The sequence below is a fragment of the Gillisia sp. Hel_I_29 genome, from assembly GCF_000744275.1.
GTDB lineage: Bacteria > Bacteroidota > Bacteroidia > Flavobacteriales > Flavobacteriaceae > Gillisia.
In genome coordinates this window covers 243559-262347 of sequence record NZ_JQLP01000003.1, presented here as the reverse complement: position 1 = coordinate 262347, position 18789 = coordinate 243559, and the positions used below count along the sequence as shown (strand labels likewise).

At 34.7% G+C, this 18789-nt stretch carries 12 protein-coding genes; 8 read left to right on the top strand and 4 right to left on the bottom strand.

What is annotated here, in order from left to right; genetic code table 11:
• The first annotated feature begins 82 nt into the window (after positions 1–82).
• The 4 genes from P163_RS04775 (at position 83) to P163_RS04760 (ending at position 3733) form a co-directional block, all read left to right on the top strand.
• Positions 83–508 (top strand): hypothetical protein, encoded by a 426-nt coding sequence (locus P163_RS04775; protein ID WP_156100654.1) that lies wholly within the window; start codon positions 83–85, stop codon positions 506–508.
• 366 nt (positions 509–874) lie between these two features.
• Positions 875–1678 carry a pyrroline-5-carboxylate reductase gene (gene proC / locus P163_RS04770; protein ID WP_034888207.1) on the top strand — a complete coding sequence of 268 codons (804 nt, stop codon included), beginning with the start codon at positions 875–877 and terminating at the stop codon, positions 1676–1678.
• Between the two features lie 47 nt (positions 1679–1725).
• Positions 1726–2496, top strand: coding sequence for a glutamate 5-kinase (gene proB / locus P163_RS04765; protein ID WP_034888205.1), 771 nt, complete (start codon positions 1726–1728; stop codon positions 2494–2496).
• A 37-nt stretch (positions 2497–2533) separates the two neighbouring features.
• Positions 2534–3733 (top strand): glutamate-5-semialdehyde dehydrogenase, encoded by a 1200-nt coding sequence (locus tag P163_RS04760; protein WP_034888203.1) that lies wholly within the window; start codon positions 2534–2536, stop codon positions 3731–3733.
• 72 nt (positions 3734–3805) lie between these two features.
• On the opposite strand, the gene P163_RS04755 is transcribed toward P163_RS04760, so the two are convergent.
• A complete protein-coding gene (locus P163_RS04755) occupies positions 3806–7846 on the bottom strand; it encodes a T9SS type A sorting domain-containing protein (protein ID WP_034888343.1) in 4041 nt (1346 codons plus the stop codon).
• 189 nt (positions 7847–8035) lie between these two features.
• Between P163_RS04755 and P163_RS04750 the strand changes: the two genes are divergently transcribed.
• The 4 genes from P163_RS04750 to P163_RS04735 all read left to right on the top strand — a co-directional run bounded on the left by P163_RS04750 (position 8036) and on the right by P163_RS04735 (position 15411).
• Positions 8036–9913, top strand: a complete 1878-nt coding sequence (locus P163_RS04750; protein WP_034888202.1) for a peptidase M61 — start codon at positions 8036–8038, stop codon at positions 9911–9913.
• A 172-nt stretch (positions 9914–10085) separates the two neighbouring features.
• Positions 10086–12086: a cation:proton antiporter gene (locus P163_RS04745; protein WP_034888200.1), complete on the top strand. Its 2001-nt coding sequence runs from the start codon at positions 10086–10088 to the stop codon at positions 12084–12086.
• 103 nt (positions 12087–12189) lie between these two features.
• Positions 12190–13887, top strand: a complete 1698-nt coding sequence (locus P163_RS04740) for an ABC1 kinase family protein (RefSeq protein ID WP_231556155.1) — start codon at positions 12190–12192, stop codon at positions 13885–13887.
• A gap of 36 nt (positions 13888–13923) precedes the next feature.
• Entirely contained in the window at positions 13924–15411 is a 1488-nt protein-coding gene (locus tag P163_RS04735; RefSeq protein WP_034888196.1) for a S10 family peptidase, read from the top strand.
• A 72-nt stretch (positions 15412–15483) separates the two neighbouring features.
• Here the strand turns inward: P163_RS04735 and P163_RS04730 are convergent, their stop codons facing one another.
• The 3 genes from P163_RS04730 to P163_RS04720 all read right to left on the bottom strand — a co-directional run bounded on the left by P163_RS04730 (position 15484) and on the right by P163_RS04720 (position 18582).
• Positions 15484–15900, bottom strand: coding sequence for an ester cyclase (locus tag P163_RS04730; protein ID WP_034888194.1), 417 nt, complete (start codon positions 15898–15900; stop codon positions 15484–15486).
• Between the two features lie 23 nt (positions 15901–15923).
• Entirely contained in the window at positions 15924–17387 is a 1464-nt protein-coding gene (locus P163_RS04725; RefSeq protein WP_034888192.1) for a hypothetical protein, read from the bottom strand.
• 64 nt (positions 17388–17451) lie between these two features.
• Positions 17452–18582 carry a vWA domain-containing protein gene (locus P163_RS04720; protein ID WP_034888179.1) on the bottom strand — a complete coding sequence of 377 codons (1131 nt, stop codon included), beginning with the start codon at positions 18580–18582 and terminating at the stop codon, positions 17452–17454.
• Between the last annotated feature and the right edge of the window lie 207 nt (positions 18583–18789).

Sequence of the window (18789 nt, the reverse complement as noted above, 5' to 3'; positions counted from 1 at the left end):
GTGCTTGAGTTAAAAATATAAGATTGCTTTCTAAATTAAGCTTTAGGTTGTAAATTTAATAGGATATAAAACTATGGAAGTTATGAAAAATACTATCTATAACTCAGATGCCAATAGCGATAATAATATTGAACAGCTACAACAACACGCTTTAGATTGGGATAAATTAATTCAACAAAGTACAGACGATATCATCTTTTTAAAGAAATTATTATCTTCTGATGTATTTGAAAATTACGAGGCAAGTTTCTTTGATACTATAAAAATCCGGTTAAAGGATCTCGAAGAATTTAAAGCCGAAAAAATAGACCTGCATTACAGCATTAACAATCATAAGAATGATTTGAATGGCATGAGAGAGTGTGAAGACATAAGTTGCGATATGTTCTATGAAGAAGAGCATAAAAAACTTAGAGAAAGAGTACGAAATTTTCTTAAAAAATTTAGAGATCTAAAACTCGAAATCTATGACTATTCCAGTCCTAATTTTCGAAAACTTACTATTTAACATCTTTTCCAAAAAGTACTGCCAAATTTGCAGTAGTACGCCATACCGTCTATTTTTAGGGGTATACAGGTAAAATTAGGCTTCTCTATCTTTTAACATTATCAAAATTATATAGATGTTTTAATATCCGCTTAGCGTACTCATAGTAAACCCTACGAAGGATATCTTTAATTCACATTTTAATTATTCTTCCCCAACTTCTTAATTGCTGCATTTTCTAGCTTTTTCTGTGAGATTTAATCGCATTTTAATCAATTTAGTGCATTTTGGCTATTGTTTAACGGCTTGCACAGTCTTTGCACACTATATAGGGTATGATAGATTGGTATAAACCGATTTAAGTTTTAATAAACCAAAAAATAAAGAATGAAAGTATTAGTAATTGGAGCAGGAAATATGGGGCTGACCTATGCAGAAGGTATGTCAAAATCTAGTTTGTTGAACAGGCATAACTTAATGATATTCGATAAATCTCCTGAGCTATTAGTATCACTTAACAAATTAGATCATTTTGATGTTTATGATGACATTGAAGCTTGCTTACCAAAAGCAGACGTGGTGTTTCTGGCAGTAAAGCCATATCACTGTGAAGAATTATTTAAAGAAATCAAACATTTAGTTCATTCAGACCAAATAGTTGTATCTATTATGGCTGGGGTAACACTAAAGACTATACAAGATGGACTTGGTCTAGAGAAAGTGGTTAGAGCAATGCCTAATCTACCTGCGCAGGTAGGAAAAGGAGTTACTTCTTATACCGCTGCTAAGAAAGTATCGAGGATAGAACTTCTAATGGTAAGAAACCTTTTAGATACCACTGGAGAATCTATTCACGTAGGAACAGAGAATTTTATTGATGCCTCTACAGGAATATCCGGAAGTGGTCCTGCATATGTATTTTACTTTATGCAATCTATGTTAGAAGCTGCCTTAAAAATGGGATTCTCTAAAAATGACTCTAAAGTTTTGGTAAGTCAGACTTTTGAAGGTGCAGTAGAGCTATTTAATAAGTCTGATCTTTCTCCAAACACTTGGATGGAACGTGTAGCATCAAAAGGAGGAACCACTCGAGCTGCTCTAGATTCTATGGAAGATAACAATGTAAAAGAATTAATTAAAGATGCCGCATATGCAGCTTTCGATAGAGCGGTAGAATTAGGTAAAGAGTAATAGTAAGTTTAGTAATACAATCAGATTAGATCTGAAAAATTAATATAATGGATAAGAAAAGAATTGTTGTAAAAGTTGGTACCAATGTAATGACCAATAAGGACCATAGAATATTAGGTCCGGTATTAAAAAATCTGGTAGAGCAAATTGCAACTTTATATGAAGAAGATATTTTAGTGGTTTTAGTTTCATCAGGATCTGCAATAGCTGGTAAAGAAATTTTAGGTGAAATAAGTATCAAAGATCCATCACAACGTAGACAGGTGTATTCTTCTGTAGGGCAACCTAGAATGATGAGACATTATTATAGCATATTCCACGATTTTGGAATGAGATGCGCTCAAGTGTTAGCTACTAAGAGAGATTTTTCTCCTGGAGTTCACAGAGAAAATATGATCAATTGCTATGAAGCACTATTATCTGAAGGGATTATACCTATTGCAAATGAAGATGATGCAGTTTCTGTAACGATGTCTATGTTCTCAGATAATGATGAATTGGCTAGTTTGGTAGCAGAACTTATTGGAGCAGATGCGTTAATAATTTTGAGTGACACTGATGGCCTTTATACCGGACATCCAGACCATGCAGATTCAGAAAAACTTAATAACGTACAGGTAGATGAGAATGTAGAGAAATACGTTCAGGCATCAGATAAAGGTGAAGGTGAAGGCCGTGGAGGTATGGAATCTAAAATTAAGATCGCCAAAGATACTGCCGCGAAGAATATCCCAACCTTTATAGCAAATGGTAAGAGAAAGAATGTAATTCTCGATATAGTGAATGGGAAGAAAGTAGGAACAAAGTTCACGAAGTAAGAAAAATAGAAAGTGAAAAATTTATAAAAATTTTAGAATGAAGTTGATAAACACAGAGACTAAGAATAACGTTTTAAGATCTATGATGAGAATTTTAGATACAAAACGCGAAGATATAATTAAAGCAAACAAAGAAGATCTTGAAGCCTTCGGAGAAAACGAAGGTGCCATGTACGACAGGTTGATAGTTAACGATAAAAAAGTTGATGGAATGATACAATCTGTGAAAGAAGTGATGGAGCAGGAAGATCCTGTAGGGCAGGTAATAGAACATCGTAAACTAGATACCGGTTTGGATATCACTAATAAAACAGCACCTTTTGGAAATATCATGATTATTTATGAATCCAGACCAGATGTTACTATAGAGGCCGCTGTGCTTGCTTTTAAAGCAAATAATAAGATCTTTCTTAAAGGTGGTAAAGAAGCAATAAAAAGCAACGAGATCTTGGAGCAATGCTGGCATGAAGCTTTAGAAGAAAATAACCTCAGCAAAGATTGGATAAAATTACTTCATCTAGATCGAGCTCAAACTCAGGAGTTTCTTAAAAATCCACCCGAACAATTAGATCTAATTGTACCTAGAGGTGGAGAACGTTTAATAGGTTTTGTTAAAGAACATGCTACAGGGGCTGTATTGGTAAGTGGAAGAGGAAATAACTTCTTGTATGTTTCTAAGGATGCTGATTTTGAAGTTGCTAAAAAAGTGATCCTAAATGCTAAAACAGATAAGATCTCCGGATGTAATGCTTTGGATAAAGTTCTTATTGATGTGAATATTGATGATTATGAAAATAAACTGAAAGAACTTCAGAAAATGTTAAATGATCATCAGGTGCATATTTTGGCAGATGATGCTGTATCTGATATATTGACTGAAGAAGATAAAATTCCTGGGGACGATACATGGTATGAAGAATTTCTAGCTATGAAGATCGTCTTAGGAAGTATAGATGGACTTAACAGTGCCATAGATAAGATCAACAAATATTCTGGTGGACACTCTGCAGTTATCATTACTAAAGATAATGAGGAAGCAGTAGAATTTATGGAACAGGTAGACAGTGCTGCTGTATATCAAAATGCCTCTACAAGATTTACAGATGGAGGTCAAATGGGAGTTGGTGCAGAACTAGCCATTAGTACAGATAAGCTACACCACAGGGGGCCGCTAGGTCTAAAACAATTGGTTACCAATAAATATTATGTTCTGGGAAATGGACATATTAGAGAATAACCAACTAACGTTATATAATATAAAAAGAGGCGCCAATTGGCGCCTCTTTTTTTTGTTGTTTTTAGTTTAAAATTAGTATTTCAGGATCTTTAAAACTTCACTTTCAAAGTTCTCACCTTTAATTCTCACAAAGTATATTCCTGTACGATATCTACTTAGATTGATATTGGTATCTATAGTTCCTTTTTTAATTTTTACCGCATCTTGCATGACTACATTTCCTCTAAAGTCATATAAATATAAAGTGGCTTGTGCTTCTATACTAGCAGTAATTCTAATAGTAGTTTGGCCTCTAGTTGGGTTTGGTGATGCAACCACTTTCTCCACCACTACCTCTAGCTGGTTGTCTGAGCATGATCCTAACTTACCACCATTTCTTAAGAATGCAGGTACTGCATTTTTTGAGACACAGAAAGCTTTTCCTTTATAACAAACCTGAACTTTTTGATTCCATTTATTGTTTCCACAAGTTACATCTTCTACCGTAACAGTAACTTCACCAGTAACAGAACATCCCGATACATCTGTAACTTCTAGAGAATATGTAGTTGTTTCAGATGGACAAACAGTTATGGTTTTTGAAGTATCTCCTGTATTCCATAGATACGTATATTCACCTCTCCCACCAGTAACAGAAACTGCTTCAATGCTAGTACATGTGGTATCATATCCAGAATATACTACTACATCTTTAGTCATTTCCAATTCTAAAGCTGGTCCTTCTTCAACTACTACTTCAGCATTAACAGAATTTGATAATGCATCTGTAATCACAACCGTATACGTTCCCGCTACTAAACTGGTAGCTGTTTGGGTTGTTTGCCCATCACTCCATACATAGGTATAAGGAGCAACTCCACCTTCTACAATTACAGTTGCAGAACCTGTGGCGGTTCCATTACAAGTAACATTTGATGCTTCTATAGATGCAACCTGAACACTTTTTAGAATCATTCTTACAGAGACAGGAAAATGGTCTGATGCTGTAGTAGTAAAATCACTATTAAAATATTCGTAATGTACACGTGCACTTCCATCCACATAATTATTTGTAAGCTCATTAGAGACAGCTATATGATCTATCATATTCTCTCTAAAAGCATAAGATCTAAAACCTTGAGCACTAAGAACAGCTGTTAAGATATCGTAGTTCTGAGTATCCTGAACAAAAGCATTATAAGTGGTTACTGTAGTATTTACATTATCTGCAACGGTAACATCTACATCATCGTTATAATCTCCTAAAATAATAATATTCTTATCTGAATAGTAAGTATCTAATGAATCTTTCAATACTTCCACATCATACTTTCTCATATCATATCTAGACTGTGAGTTGGTACTTCCATTTGCTCTTGCATGTAATTCAACAAAATTAATGGTTTTAGTTTGCCCATTTAAAGTAACATCTGCTTCCATCATAAATGGCAATCTCCCACTTGCGTAAAATCTATCTGGAGTTTCTGGATAATCTGCTAAAAGAGATCCATCACCATCATAAAATGGATGTACCGACGTGAACATTGCTCTTGTAGATTTTACCGAAACTACATCTGTTCTATAGATAAATCCAACTTTTTGACCGCCTGGTGAATCTGGATAAGAGGTTGCATTAGATAATACATAATCATATCCTTCCATTTCAGAAACCATTTCTCCAAAAAGAACATCGTCTGAGATCTCTTCAACACCAATAACATCTGCTTCAAGATCTAAGAGAATCGCTTTTACGCGTTCCTTTTGAACAGCGTCTGAGTCTGGAGAACCCTTGGCAGGAGAATTTCCTTCGTCACCAAACCACTCTATGTTCCATGCTACAACATCAAAAGTAAGATCTTTTGAAATATCAGAATCAGATCCAGAATTGTCATAAACATCTGCACATGGAAGGTCTGTAGACAATCTTGGTAATAATTGGAAAATCTGATTATATCTACCCACTACTCCAATAACTTCGGAACATGATGCTGGCATTTGCTTGCCTATCAAACCACTTACGTCTGCATCTAGTCTTAATTCTCCATTACCAGAATCATCAGTAACTACATAGTTCTCATTACCAAAGATCAAACCACCTGATCCAGAAAATGTTACATCTGCAATACGTACCAATTCTCCGGGGTGCTGACTAAGTTCTGCTACGGTAATATCTAAAGGTATTATAGGTGCATCTGCAACTCCCTCAAAATCTACGCGCGCTACAGGGCTAATTTGGATCTGCCCGTTGTAACTGCTTTTTGTTCCTGTAACGGTAATTTTATCTCCAATATTAAAAGTTCCATCTCCGTGAACCATACCATCAAAAATTGCAACACCACCAGTAACATCTTGTAAGTATGCAGAACCTCTAAATTGATCGCTTACTGTAAGTGTTCCTGTAATAGTAACGGTGGTTCCATCTAGAGCATTTCTAGCTTCTAAGATTGTGATCAATTCTGTTTGTGGAGCTAAAGCTCCGTTCTCTGTGCCCGGTGTAGGGTCTGTAGCTACATAATTAGCTGTATTTTTTACTCCACCTTCCCCATTCGGGATTCTTTGTAAGGAATGTATTCCTTGATTCCCAGCTGCATTTTCATCTGCCTGTAATTGTCCTTCATTTAAAAGTACAATAAGTTCTTCATCCTGAGGATCATCGGTACCATATACCAAAGCGTCTACTAAATTATCTGTGCTAATTGCAGAACCATTCGGAAAATTGGTAGCTGAAGTTTGATAAACTGCAACGGCATCTGCACCATTCTGAAAGGTATTATTTGCAACTACCATATTCACGTTGGCAACATCTGCATTACCCATAACAAAATATCCCTCTGCATTGGTAAGTTGCCCTGCAAGATCTATTGTATTATAACTTAGATCATTATTACCATTATAAAGAACAACGATAAATCCGTCTAAAGGAGTATTCCCTTTTCCTCCATCGTATAGTTCTAAAAATTCCTGAGTGTCTGATCCTGGAGTATCTGCATCTAGCTCGTTTATCACCAAAGAAACCGGCTCTAAAATATTAGTATTCGGTTTTCCTGGCGTTGGAAGTGCCTGCGTATAAGTATCAGTGTTTCTTACTCCACCAGAACCATTTGGAAATCTTTGAGAAGAATGCGCATCTTTATTTCCATTCCCATCTTCATTAATTTGAGACTGTCCTTCATTTAATAATACTAACAATCCTGCATCATCTGCATCATTAGTATCATAGACTAGTGCGTCTATTAAATTATCTGTACTAATTGCGGTTCCATTTGGAAAATCTGCTGCATATCCTTCAAAAAGTGCTACTGCATCTGCTCCGTTTTGAAGTCCGTTGCTATTAAATTGTAAGCTTACGTTTTCCACATCTGCATTTCCTAGAACGAAATATCCATTTACATCTGTGCTATAACCAGAAAGATCGATGGCATTATAGCTTAGATCATTAGATCCGTTATAAAACACCAATACCTTCCCATCCAAAGAACTGTTACCAGCACCCCCATCATATAATTCTACAAACTCCAGAACATCTGTCCCTTCTGTATCTGCATCTACTTCATTAATTACAATAGTTGGTGGTACTACTTCTCCCCCAAAATCCTGACCGGTATTAACGGCATTGTAAGTATTGGATGCAGCAGATTGCCATGTAAAATTTTGATACTCTTGTCCGCTTCCGGAAAGTTGTAATGAAAAACCAGCCTCTGGAGCAGGATCTTCTTTTACACCAATATCTGTACTCTCAAGTCCGCTAGCTACACCTGCTGTGGCAGTAAGTACACCTTCATAACTTAAAAATTGCACTACTTCTAAATTATTCACTAAAGCAAATCCATCTGGAGATCCATTTTGCAATCCTGAAATTGGGAAAAATATGGTTCCAAAGCCTCCTTGAAGATCTGGTATAATTCCAGATAAATTGGTAGTTCCTGAAACTACTCCCCCATTTCCATTGTACTCTACAATGCTCCATCCTTCTAGATTTGTACCTGCTGGCCCGGCAATCTCTATACCTTCTTCTATATCTCCGCCTAGGTTATCGTAATGCAATTCATTAACGAAGACCGACTGCGCGATAAGGTTCCCAGTCATTAAAAATGAGACTATTAGCAGTCCCAAAAATTGTAATTTTTGTTTCATAATCATTTTTATTTTGGTGCTACAATAAAGGATTTTTTATTAAAACCTACTTTAAGTTTTTATTAACAGAAGGTTAACTCCTTGATTTTAATTTCAATTTTTATAGCAATTACAATGGTTCAAAACCAAAATTGGTGTAACATTTGGTGTATAACTTAGTCTTATTTAAAAACAACAAATTTTGTCTTAATGAAAAAAATAATATACTCTCTATCATTACTTTCTGTAATGTTTGGATGTAAAACCTCTCAAAAACTATCAAATATTACCCCTCAACCTGTGGTGGTGAAAATGGATCTTGTAAATGTTGTAGATGATCAGGTAAAAGTGACGGTAGATCCTGGAAAGTTCACAGAAGATCAAACCACATTCTATATTCCTAAAACTGTTCCTGGTACCTATAGTATAGATAATTATGGTGAGTTTATTGAAAACTTAAAAGCATATGACTATTTAGGGAATGAGCTATTAGTTGCTAAAACAGATGAAAATTCATGGTTAATAGATAATGCAACCCAATTAGACAAGGTTACCTATTACGTAAATGATTCTTTTGATATGGAAGGTGAAAAAGGAGTTTTCTCCCCTTCTGGAACTAATATAGATAAGGATAAGAATTTTATGCTGAACCTTCACGGGTTTGTGGGATACTTCAAGAATCTTACAGAACAACCTTATGAGTTACTAATTAAAAGACCAGAGGGACTTACTCCGGGTACATCTTTAATGGCGGCAAACTCTTCACCAGATAAAGTATCGCCTAAAACTATGGTAGATCTCTTTAAGGCTTCAAGGTATTTTGAAATTACAGATCAACCTATTATGTATGCAAAACCAGATACTGCCTACATAAATATAAAAGGGATGAGAGTTCTTCTAGATGTTTATTCTCCAAATGGTGTTCATAGTGCCAAAGAGATAAAGCCAGAAATTGAGAAAATGGTTACAGCTCAAAAAAACTTTTTAGGAGATATAGATAAAACTGCTAATTATGCTATTATTCTTTATTTAGCAGACCCTAATCTATTAGATGCTAAAGGATATGGTGCTTTAGAACACCACACCTCTACAGTAGTAGTTTTACCCGAAACTATGCCTTTAGATAAGTTGAATCAATCTATGACAGATGTTGTTTCTCACGAGTTCTTTCATATACTTACTCCATTAAGTGTGCATTCAAATGAAATTCACTATTTCGATTATAATGACCCTAAGATGTCTGAGCATTTATGGATGTATGAGGGCGTAACAGAATATTTCGCAAATCTATTTCAGAGCAATCAAGATCTTATTGGCAATGATGAATTTTATGGAAGAATTTCAGAAAAGATCGAAAGTTCAAAAAACTTTAATGACACCATTCCTTTTACAGTAATGAGTCGTAATATATTAGAAGAGCCTTATAAAAATGACTATTATAATGTTTATCAAAAAGGTGCGCTAATTGGAATGTCCTTAGATATTAAATTACGCGAATTGAGTGATGGTAAAACTGGTATCTTAGATCTTATGAGTAAGCTTAGCCAGAAATATGGTAAAGATACTCCATTTAAAGATGAAGAGCTAATTCCAACAATTGTATCACTTACCTATCCGGAGATTCAGGATTTCTTTGATACATACGTTACGGGAACCACTCCAATCCCATACGAGGAATTTTTAGAAATTGTAGGTTTAGAATTTTCAGAACAGGAAATCGAAACCTCGTTCTTTATAAATGGTAGAGTACCTTATATAGATGGAAATCCAGAAAACATGAGTCTTTTCTTTAGAAAGGGAATTAAATTGAATTCATTTTTTAAAGAATTAGGAGTTGAAAATGGAGATGTTATCAAGACCGTTAACGGAGCATCTTATAATATTCAAAATGCTTATGATCTTGTTATGGCATCACAGAATTGGAAAGAAGGAGAAAACTTTACCATGGTTGTAGAAAGAGATGGAAAAGAAATTTCATTTCAAGGAAAGATATTTACTCCTAAAGATATGAAGGTAACTTTAGGCGCAAAAGAGCTTCCTGCAGATAGCAAAGCAGTAATGCTTAGAAAAGCTTGGTTAAAAGGATAAATTCTATATTGAGAATAAAAGGCGACAATGTACTAATTGTCGCCTTTTTTATTTTTAATCCTCAGGCAAAGACTCTCAGGTTCTTAGACAAGATCATTTAAATAATTTTAAAATTAATTTCCTATTTGTAAATTGAGGCTTTACATTTAGAGATTCTAACAAGTAACTACCTATGGAAATACCTATTTTAAAAGACATCGTAGTAATACTAGGGCTGTCTATTTTTATCATCTTGGTATTTCAAAAATTAAAGGTACCCTCTTTACTTGGATTCTTGTTAGCCGGAATTATCGCGGGGCCACATGCTTTTAACCTTATTAGTTCCAGACATGAGGTAGAATTACTCTCAGAAATTGGTATCATTTTTCTATTGTTCATTATCGGAATAGAACTCTCTTTAAAAGGGCTGGCTTCTATGAAGAAGATGATCTTATTGTGTGGTGGTGTTCAGGTTGGAGGAACTATTTTAATAACCGCAGCTATTGCTTATTTCTTCGGAATAGATATTAATAGCGGGATATTTCTTGGGTTCTTATTCTCTTTAAGTAGTACCGCCATAGTTCTAAAATTGTTTCAAGAAAGAGGAGAAGTTACCTCTCCTCACGGGAGAATTACAGTGGCCATATTAATATTCCAGGATATTATTGTAGTACCCATGATGCTTTTAACTCCATTATTAGCAGGAAAAGCAGAGAATATTTGGCTCACCATAGGCATCTTATTACTAAAGATCTTAGGAGTAGGTATCGTGATCTATCTTTTGGCTATTTATGTGGTGCCTAGAGTATTTAAAATGGTAGTGAAAACCAAAAATAGAGAACTTTTCATTCTAACTACAATCGTATTTTGCTTCGCTATAGCATGGTTAACATCTTCTGTAGGATTATCTTTAGCATTAGGCGCTTTCTTTGCGGGACTTATTATTTCAGAATCCGATTATAGCCATCAGGCCACAGCGAACGTGCTGCCATTTAGAGAAATATTTATAAGTTTCTTCTTCATTTCTGTTGGGTCTTTATTGAACTTAAAATTCTTTTTCAGCCACATTCACTGGATCTTATTATTGATTGTAGGTGTGATCTTGTTGAAAATGCTCATTATAGCTTTTACAGTAATATTGCTAAAATATCCTCCAAGAACCGTTTTTATGGTGGTATTTTCCATCTTTCAGGTAGGAGAATTCTCTCTTTTATTATCTACAGAAGGCTTAAAGAATGGATTGTTAGGAGAAAATTTATATCAATATTTCTTAGCCATCTCTATTATTACAATGGGACTTACCCCATTTATAATGAACTATGCAAATCAACTTACATATTATTTGGTTCGAATTCCCATCCCTACAGCCGTAAAACACAGATTGAATCATCTAAGAAAGAACGCTCCAAAAGAAGAAGTTCAAAAGGAAGCATTAAAAGATCATTTAGTAATAATTGGTTATGGTATTAATGGTAAGAATATTTCTAAAGCCGCCCGAAATACTAATATTCCATACACAATTGTAGACCTGGAACCGGAAGCATTTCAGGAAGCTAAGAAAAAAGAGGAGCCTATTACTTTTGGTGATGCAACCAACCCGGTAATTTTAAAGCATTTAAATGTGCAGGAAGCTAGGGTGGTGGTAATTGCCATCTCAGACCCCGCGGCCACAAAGAAGATCATTCAGGCCGTAAGAGCTTTTACTCAAACTGCGTGTATCATTGTGAGAACTAGATACGTTAGAGAGATAGAAGATAATATTAGGCTTGGAGCAGATGAGGTAATCCCGGAAGAGTTTGAAACTTCTATAGAAATCTTTAGTAGGGTGCTTAGAAAATATCTTATTCCTTTTGATGAGATCCAAAATTTCATCAATCAGGTTAGATCATCAGACTATGAAATGCTGACTAGCATAAAGGAAGGCCCGCACTCCCCATCCTATAAGCATTTAAATATTCCGAATAAAGAAATCGTAACCCTAAGTGTACAACAAGGAACCAACTCTGTAGTTGGCAAAACCATAGAAGGTGCCGGAATAGGGCGAGATTACGGTGTAACTGTACTTGCCATTAAAAGAGATAAACACTATTTAACAGAGATTTCTCCAGATACCAAGATAGAACAGGGAGATCTGCTCTATATCTTTGGAGCTCCTAATAATATTAATAATCTTAATAAGATATTATCTCTGTAAAAAGATTTTTCGTGATATTCATCTAGAACTTATAATATACTATCTGTTGATATTAGTTGCCTATTTATCTAAATGGTATAGGTTAAAATAGATATATTTATTTTTGAAACAAACCAAATTAGATATCATGTCTATACTTCCAGACGATCTTGTACGCTATCAAAAGTTTATTGGCTTTATGCTAAAATATTGGAATAGCGATCTTTTAAACCATACAGCAAATTCTGCATTACAGGAAACTCAAGGAGATGAAAAGGTGATCGAAAAATTTGATCAGTCTCCAGAAGAATTAGTAGAAGACCTGAAAAATATGGGGCCAACCTATATCAAATTAGGGCAGTTACTATCTACAAGACCAGATTTGCTGCCAGATGCTTATCTCAAAGCATTAGCCACTTTACAAGACAATGTACCTCCAATTCTTTTCTCTGAAGTTCACAAATTGGTAGAAGAAGAAATTGGAAGTAGAATTTCTAAAGCCTTCAATACGTTTGAGGAAAAACCTATTGCTAGCGCCTCCATAGGGCAGGTACATAAAGCAACTTTAAAATCTGGAAAACCCGTAGCCGTAAAAATTCAGCGACCGGGAATTAGAAAGATGTTTCTAGATGATTTAGATACGCTAAAAGAAATAGCTGCTTTTGTAGTAAAGCATACCACCACCGGTAAAAAATATGCTTTTGATGAAGTTTTAGAAGAGTTAAGACATATATTATTACAAGAATTAGATTATAACAGAGAAGCTCAAAATTTGATAAGCTTAGGCAGAAATCTGAAAAATTTTAGCTTGCTCACTGTTCCCCAGCCTGTATTAGATTATTCTTCTTCCCGTGTACTTACCATGGAATTTATTGAGGGTAAAAAGATAACCAGCATTTCACCATTATACAGATTAGAAAATGATCTTTCACCTATGTTAGATCAATTGGTTGCGGCTTATTTACAGCAGATCATTACAGATGGTTTTGTACATGCAGATCCACATCCGGGAAATATTCATATCACAAAAGAAGATACTATAGCCCTTATAGATCTGGGAATGGTTGCTAAGTTCACTCCTAATATTCAACAAAAGATCTTACAATTGCTAATTGCATTAAGCCATGATGATGGAGAAGCGACGGCAGATGTTCTTCTTAATATGAGTGAGATAAATGAAGATTCTAATGTTAAGACCTTCAAAAAAGTGATCAATCATTTAGTGGCAGACGGACAAAACCAGATGGCCAAGGATATGCAAACCGGAAAAATGCTTATTCAGATGAATAGAATTGCTGCAGATAATGGAATTCATATTTCTGTGGAAGTAAATATTCTAGGAAAGATCCTTTTAAACATGGATCAGATCATAGCTGTTCTAGATCCAGAATTTGACCTTCGGAAAGCCATACAAACTCATGTCCATAAGATAATGAGAGATAAAATGTATGACGAATTGAAACCGGAAAATATGTTCTCTATCTTATTAGAGTCAAAAAAGTTATCTGAAAACCTGCCGGAGCGATTAAATAAAATATCTCATAATCTGGCAAATAATGAATTTAGAATGAAGATTGATGCTATTGATGAAAGCAGGTTTACAGATGGTTTTCAAAAAGTAGCAAATAGAATTACATTAGGCCTTATAATAGCTGCAATGATAGTTGGTGCTGCTATGATGATGAAAGTACCTACCAGTTTTACGCTCTTAGGTTATCCTGGGCTCGCTATAATTTTCTTTCTAATTGCTGCTATGGGTGGAATTGCATTAAGTTATATTATTATCTTTAAGGATGAAGGATACAAGCACAAGAAAAAATAATACTCCTCCATTAATATTTAAATAAATTACACGTTTATGAAATTTTATTATCTCCTATTTTTTACATTTTTTACTACCATTAGCTTTGCTCAAAAGGAATTGCCTGTAGATACTATGGTTGTTTCTAAGCATTCTGTAAATATTAATGGTAAGAATATAGCGTACACCACTCAAGCAGGAATGCAACCTGTATGGAACAAAGCCGGAAAAGCTGTTGCTGGTTTATTTTATACTTATTATAAAAAGGATAATGTTAAAAATCTAGAGAACAGACCTTTAGTAATTTCCTTTAATGGTGGGCCAGGTTCTGCTTCAGTATGGATGCACTTAGCATATACAGGCCCTAGAATTTTAAAAATAGATGATGAAGGCTTTCCGGTTCAACCTTATGGGGTAAAAGAAAACCCCTATTCCATTCTTGATATTGCAGATATAGTTTATGTAAATCCAATAAACACAGGCTATTCTAGATTTGTGCAAGACCAGATAGACAATATTGATAAAAAGGATTTTTTTGGTGTAAATGCCGATATTAAATATCTAGCTGAATGGATAAACACTTTTGTTTCAAGAAAGAATCGATGGTTATCTCCTAAATATTTAATTGGTGAAAGTTATGGAACCAATAGAGTGTCTGGATTAGCGTTAGAACTTCAAGAAGCTCAATGGATGTATCTTAATGGAGTAATTTTAGTTTCTCCTACAGAAATAGGGATAGAGCGAGATGGTCCTGTAGAAGTTGCCAATAGACTTCCATATTTTGCTGCAGCAGCATGGTATCATAATAAGCTTCCAAAAGAACTTCAAGCTAAAGATCTAGATGAGGTATTACCGGAGGTGGAAAAATATACCATAGAAACCTTACTGCCAGCAATGATACATGGAGGATTTTTACCGGAAAATGAAAAGAAAGCGATCGCTTCGAAAATAGCTTTCTACTCTGGAATTTCTGAAAAGACCATTCTTCAAAACAATCTAGCTGTTCCTTTTCAATATTTCTGGAAAGAACTTTTACGCGATGAAGGTGGTTATACAATTGGAAGACTAGATTCTAGATATTTAGGAATAGATGCCAAAGCTGCCGGAGATTCTCCAGATTATAACTCCGAGTTGAATTCATGGTTACATTCATTTACTCCATCTATAAATTATTATTTAAATAATGATCTTGACTTTAAAACAGATGTAAAATATAATATGTTTGGATCTGTTTACCCATGGGATAGGGATAATGACAATACAGGGGAAAACCTAAGACAAGCTATGGCAGAAAATCCAAACTTAAATGTGATGATCCAATCTGGCTATTATGATGGTGCATGTACTTATTTTAATGCTAAATACAGTATGTGGCAATTAGACCCTAGTGGTAAAATGAAAGATAGGTTAAGCTTTAAAGCCTACAGAAGCGGACATATGATGTATCTTAGAAATGAAGATCTAAAATCTGCAAATAATGATATTCGCTCTTTTATAGAGAATTCCATACCTAAAGAGGGAAGCTCAGCAAAATATAAACGCTAAGCCATCAAGACTAAAAATATAAAAGCTCAGGGATATCTCTGAGCTTTTTTAATATAAGATGAATTTTGTTAATTAACTTACAGGTTTAACTCCAATTTGCTTTAAAATCCCAAGCTCATCTGTACTTCCCCAACGTTCTATTAGTTTACCATTCTCAAATCTTCCAATTTGCATTCCACGAACGCTAAATGTTTTACCTGTTGGTGAAACCCCCATAAACTCACCCTTATGTGTTCCGGAAACAGTATATGCAAAGCATACATTATCTTTATCTGTAACCATATGCGCAACCTCAGCATGAAAATCTGGAAATGCAGATCTCATCATAGTAAAAAAGTCGATGAAACCTTGAGCTCCTGGACCCTGAATATCTGCAGGATCATGATCTACCACATTATCTGCAACTACTTCTCTAATCATTTCTAGTTGCCCGGTGTTTATAGCTTCAGCAAATTTTTCTTGTGCTGCAATATTTTTGTCTTTACTCATAATTATATTTTTAAAATTAATTTTTATAGTCCGCTTATATAACTTCCATACAGATCTTTAAACTGAATTCCTTCTGAGAATCTATATTTATTCAATTTCTTATACTCCACCAGTCCCCAAAGTAAAAACTCCTTCAAAAAGTATTTATCCTCTTCAGAAACTTCTGGTTGATATTTCTCTATAAGCTTATTTAATGGAGGTACAGAATCTAGCTTTTCTTTGTATTGCTTATCTGTAAGCTCATCTAGTAATTCAAATCCGCTTTCAGCAAAAAACCATTCTACTAGATCGTTGTAAGGGTTTTCTGCATCTGGCTTTTCTAGTTTCTCTATTTTAGGAAAATAATTTACAAAAAGTGTTTTTACTGCACCACCAATTAATTCTTGAGCTACAGAATCACTTCCCTCCTGCTCTCCTTCATATACAAGCTCTACTTTTCCTGTAATTGCCGGTATTACTCCAAGAAAATCTCCAAATCTTAGTAGGGTTTTTTCTTCTCCATTTTTTATTGCTCTTCGTTCTGCAGTGCTTAAAAGATTTTCAAAAGCAGAAATACTTAATCTTGCACTTATACCGCTTCTTGCATCTATAAATTCATGCTCTCTAGCCTCAAAACTAATTTGCTCTAAAAGATCTTTGGCAAGTTCTGGAACATATATCATTTCTGTCTGGCGGGCATCTAGCTTAGCCTCTTGCTGAGTTATAGCCTTAGCAATTTCTATATTGTGTGGATAGTGAGTGAGAATTTGGGAACCAATCCTATCTTTAAGTGGAGTAACAATACTACCTCTATTGGTATAATCTTCTGGATTGGCAGTAAATACAAATTGCATATCTAGGGGCAATCTAAGTTTAAAACCTCGTATTTGTATGTCTCCTTCCTGTAATATGTTGAATAGTGCTACTTGTATACGAGCTTGTAGATCTGGCAATTCATTAATAACAAAAATACTTCTGTTAGCTCTAGGTATCATACCAAAATGAATAACTCTATCATCTGCATAGCTAAGCTTTAAATTAGCAGCTTTTATTGGATCTACATCACCAATAATATCTGCTACAGTAACATCTGGAGTAGCAAGTTTCTCAAAAAATCGTTCCTCTCTGTGCATCCACGAAATTGGAGTAGCATCTCCTTTTTCTTCAATCATTTCTTTAGCATAGCGAGAAATTGGGTGAAAGGGATCATCATTAATCTCAGAACCTTCCACTACTGGAATATATTCATCCAATAATTTAACCATCAATCTGGCTAATCTCGTCTTAGCCTGACCTCTTAAACCTAGTAGATTGATGTTGTGCTTAGATAAAATGGCACGCTCCAACTCTGGAATTACCGTATGATCGTATCCAAAAATTCCTTCAAAAGCTGGTTCTCCGTTTTGGATCTTCTTAATTAAATTCTGTCTTAATTCTTCTTTTATACTTTTACTCTGGTACCCGGATTTTTTGAGCTCACCAAAATTCTTTATATCATCTACTTTCATATTCAATTCTTCTTTTAAACTTTTTATTTACAATCGAGCTTATATTTCTAAATCACGATTCTAATTATCCTTTTATGCGTTTTTTTCTATTATTTTCATAATCTTCAAAGATCATTTCGCCAAGTCCTTTTAATCCAGTAAAGAAGGCTTTACCATGATTAGCTTGCGTAAATTCTCTCACAAAACGTTCTAAATATGGATCTTGTGCTATCATAAATGTGGTAATAGGAATGCGCAATTTTCTAGCTTGTTGGGCCATATTGTAGCATTTATCTATTATATAAGGATCCAAACCAACGCTGTTCTTATAATAGGTTCCATCTCGTTCTCTAATACAACTAGGCTTCCCATCTGTAATCATAAATATCTGCTTATTGGTATTACGCTTTCTTCGTAGCAGATCCATTGCCAATTGTAAACCAGCCACTGTATTCGTGTGATAGGGTCCTACGCGTAAATATGGAAGATCTCCAATAGAAATTGCCCATGCATCATTTCCGAAAACAAGAATATCCAAAGTATCTTTTGGATATCTGGTAGTTATAAGTTCTGCCAAGGCCATTGCTACCTTTTTTGCAGGAGTTATTCTATCTTCTCCATATAATATCATACTATGACTTATATCTATCATTAGAACTGTGCTCATCTGAGATTTATGATGAGTCTCTTCTACTACCAAGTCATCCTCTGTCATCTGGAAACTTCCTGCTCCATGATTGATCTGGGCATTCTTCAAACTTTCTGTCATAGAGATCTTATCTAAAGAATCACCATATTGATAATCTTTAAACTCGCCTGTATGCTCATCTCCTATTCCCTGATGTTTTGTAGAATGATTTCCAGATCCACTACGCTTTAACTTCCCAAATATCTGGTTCAAGGCCTGCTGTCTTATCGCTCTTTCGGTTTTAGCTGTAATTGCCATACCTCCATTTCCATCTGGATCTATTTCTTCCCTAATAAAGCCTTTCTTTTTAAGATCTTCAATAAAATCGTCTATGGTATAATCTTCATCGGTAAGCTTATACTCCACGTCCAACTGTCTAAGCCAATCTATGGCTTCATCAAAATCTCCAGAAGTATGGGTTATTAATTCTTTAAAAATCTCAAAGAGCTTGTCAAATGGAGATTTTTCCGGCTCTTCAAATTTTTTGAACACAAAACCATTTCTAATGCTATCATTCTTCTTTTTCATAGTTTAAAGTTAAGCCATTTCAGATGGAATACGAAAGCTTTGGCAAATCAACACGGGCTAAATTTTTGTTAATTAAAAAATCTTAATTCTAGATTGCCTATGTAGATATATACCATATTGCTGTTATTCTTTTCTTAAAAACTATATATTATTTATGGAGTTATAAGAGATTTGAATAGATTACTAAAAGACGGCTAAGAGGAAATC